The organism is Bartonella sp. AP20NXHL, assembly GCF_042196165.1.
GTDB lineage: Bacteria > Pseudomonadota > Alphaproteobacteria > Rhizobiales > Rhizobiaceae > Bartonella.
The window spans coordinates 1-562 of record NZ_JBHIPV010000117.1 but is presented as its reverse complement, the minus strand read 5'-3'; the positions used below and the strand labels follow the sequence as shown (position 1 = coordinate 562).

Below are 562 nucleotides of genomic sequence, written 5' to 3'. Positions count from 1 at the left end.
AGAGTCAGAAAACTGGACCTCAGAAAATAGACTTTTCTAGTTTTTTTCTCAAAGAGCCAGAAGCGCTCTATAAGAGTAATCAGCATTCAAGGGAATCATATCAAAAGCTATTGGAGGACGAAAACAAAATTTCTGGATCTCTTGATCAAATGGGCAAAAATCTTTTTGCGCGTTTACAATTTTTCTCGGTGCTAGATAAAGCTATAACTTTGAAAACTTTTGAAAACGTAGAAAATCGTTTTAAATACCTCAGAAATCTATTTGATGAACTTCAAACAAAAGAAAACCTGAAAGATATTGCAGACCTTCAAGCACATATCGATGGTTCATTAGCCATGATCCACAATGAATCTATAAAGATGCAAATGATAACGCATTTACGTAAAGCTGAGCAATCACTTATCAAAAAGAAAAGACGCGAACTTGATATGAAATTTTTTAACCATGAAGCAAAAGGGATGCCTATCATACGATAAAAACAAAATCCACTGTAGAAGGTTCAGTACTATCCGAACAATTCAGAGGGGCAGAAAGCTTTTATCAAAGTCAAGATATCGTAATG

At 34.3% G+C, this 562-nt stretch carries 1 protein-coding gene; it reads left to right on the top strand.

Going from position 1 to position 562, the window contains the following annotated elements:
• On the top strand, positions 1–476 hold a 476-nt coding region (locus ACFILL_RS09535), incomplete at its 5' end, for a type IV secretion system protein (RefSeq protein ID WP_375643870.1).
• Positions 477–562: the final 86 nt, after the last annotated feature.